Below are 1,930 nucleotides of genomic sequence, written 5' to 3' on the forward strand. Positions count from 1 at the left end.
ACGATGCGACTCCCGAGAATGAGTCCCTGCGGCTGGCCCTCCGGTGGGTTCTCGTAGTTGAGGTCCGGCTGGTGGGAGAAGAAGCGGTGCCAGTAGTACTGCTTGCGGACCGGGTCGTAGGTCCAGTTGGACGCCTCGGTGTCGACGAAGATGATCCGCGCGTCCTGGTACTGCTTGTCGTCGTCCGCCCAGACGTAGTAGTCGCCGTAGGGGCCGTCCGGGTCCCTTCTGGACTCCTGGAACCACGGGTGCTGGTCGCTGGTGTGGTTCATGACGAAGTCGATGATGACGCGCATCCCGCGCTGGTGGGCGGCGTCCACGAACTCCACGAAGTCGGCCAGGTCGCCGAACTCGGGGAGCACCGCGGTGTAGTCGGAGACGTCGTAACCGCCGTCCCGCAGCGGGGACTTGAAGAAGGGCGGCAGCCAGAGGCAGTCGACGCCGAGCCACTGGAGGTAGTCGAGCTTGGCGGTCAGGCCCTTGAGGTCGCCGATGCCGTCGCCGTTGCTGTCCTGGAAGGAGCGCACCAGGACCTCGTAGAAGACCGCACGTTTGAACCAGTCGGGGTCCCGGTCCTTGGCGGGAGTGTCCTCGAAGGTGTCCGGGACGGGTTCGTTGACGATCATGTTGTGGGTGACCCTCCGATCTGCGGGGACGGTCGCAGGACGGTGAGGATGTGCGCGGCCCGGTGCCCCGGGTCGAGGCGCACGTAGTTGGTCCTGCCCCAGTTGAAGGTTTCGCCGGTGAGCTCGTCGCGCACCGGCACCGACTCGTGCCAGTTCAGGCCGAGTTGCGGCATGTCCAACGAGACCGTGGCCTCCTGGGTGTGGTGGGGGTCGAGGTTGACGACCACCAGAACCGTGTTCGAACCGCTCCGCTTGCTGTAGACGATCACCGCTTCCTTGTCGGCGTGGTGGAAGTGGAGGTCGCGCAGTTGCCGCAGCGCCGGGCTGGCGCGCCGGACGGTGTTGAGGCGGGTGATGAGCGGGGCGATGCCCTCCGTCTCCGCGCGCTCCCAGTCCCGGGGCCTGAGCTGGTACTTCTCCGAGTCGAGGTACTCCTCGCTGCCCTCCTTGAGCGGGGTGTTCTCGCAGAGTTCGTAGCCGCTGTAGATGCCCCAGGTGGGGGAGAGGGTGGCGGCGAGCACGGCCCGGACCTCGAAGGCGGGGCGGCCGCCGTGCTGGAGGTAGGCGTGCAGGATGTCGGGGGTGTTGGCGAAGAAGTTCGGCCGCATGTAGGCGGCGCTGTCCTGGGCGAGTTCGGTGGCGTACTCGGTGAGTTCCTGCTTGGTGGTGCGCCAGGTGAAGTAGGTGTAGGACTGCTGGAAGCCGATCTGGGCGAGGGTGCGCATCATCGCGGGGCGGGTGAAGGCCTCGGCGAGGAAGATGACGTCCGGGTCGGCCGTGTTGATCTCGGCGATGACGCGTTCCCAGAACACCACGGGCTTGGTGTGGGGGTTGTCGACGCGGAAGATCCGCACCCCGCAGTCCATCCAGTGCCGCAGGACCCGGACCGTCTCGGCGATCAGGCCGTCCATGTCGGCGTCGAAGGCGATGGGGTAGATGTCCTGGTACTTCTTCGGCGGGTTCTCGGCGTAGGCGATGGTGCCGTCCGGCCGGTGGTGGAACCAGTCCGGGTGCTTCTGCACCCAGGGGTGGTCCGGCGAGCACTGCAACGCGAAGTCCAGCGCGATCTCCAGACCGTGGCGGCCGGCCTCGGCCACGAACCACCGGAAGTCCTCGATCGTGCCCAGCTCCGGGTGCACCGCGTCATGGCCGCCCTCCGGCGAGCCGATCGCCCACGGCACGCCGACGTCCTCGGGGGTCGGCGTGAGGGTGTTGTTGCGGCCCTTGCGGAAGGTGGTCCCGATCGGGTGGATCGGGGGGAGGTAGACGACGTCGAAGCCCATCGCCGCGATGGCGGGCAGCCG

1 protein-coding gene and 1 pseudogene are annotated in these 1,930 nt (G+C 67.5%); both read right to left on the bottom strand.

All coding sequences use genetic code 11. The features are described 5' to 3' along the window. Positions 1-626 (bottom strand): alpha-amylase family glycosyl hydrolase (locus AB0958_RS45000; RefSeq protein WP_366896274.1); only part of this gene is annotated, 626 nt, incomplete at its 3' end. Next, positions 623-1,930 (bottom strand): annotated as a pseudogene (locus AB0958_RS45005) (alpha-1,4-glucan--maltose-1-phosphate maltosyltransferase); the annotation flags it as partial. The pseudogene AB0958_RS45005 and the gene AB0958_RS45000, both read right to left, overlap by 4 nt.

The sequence above is a fragment of the Streptomyces sp. NPDC006655 genome (genome assembly GCF_040703965.1).
Classification (GTDB): domain Bacteria; phylum Actinomycetota; class Actinomycetes; order Streptomycetales; family Streptomycetaceae; genus Streptomyces.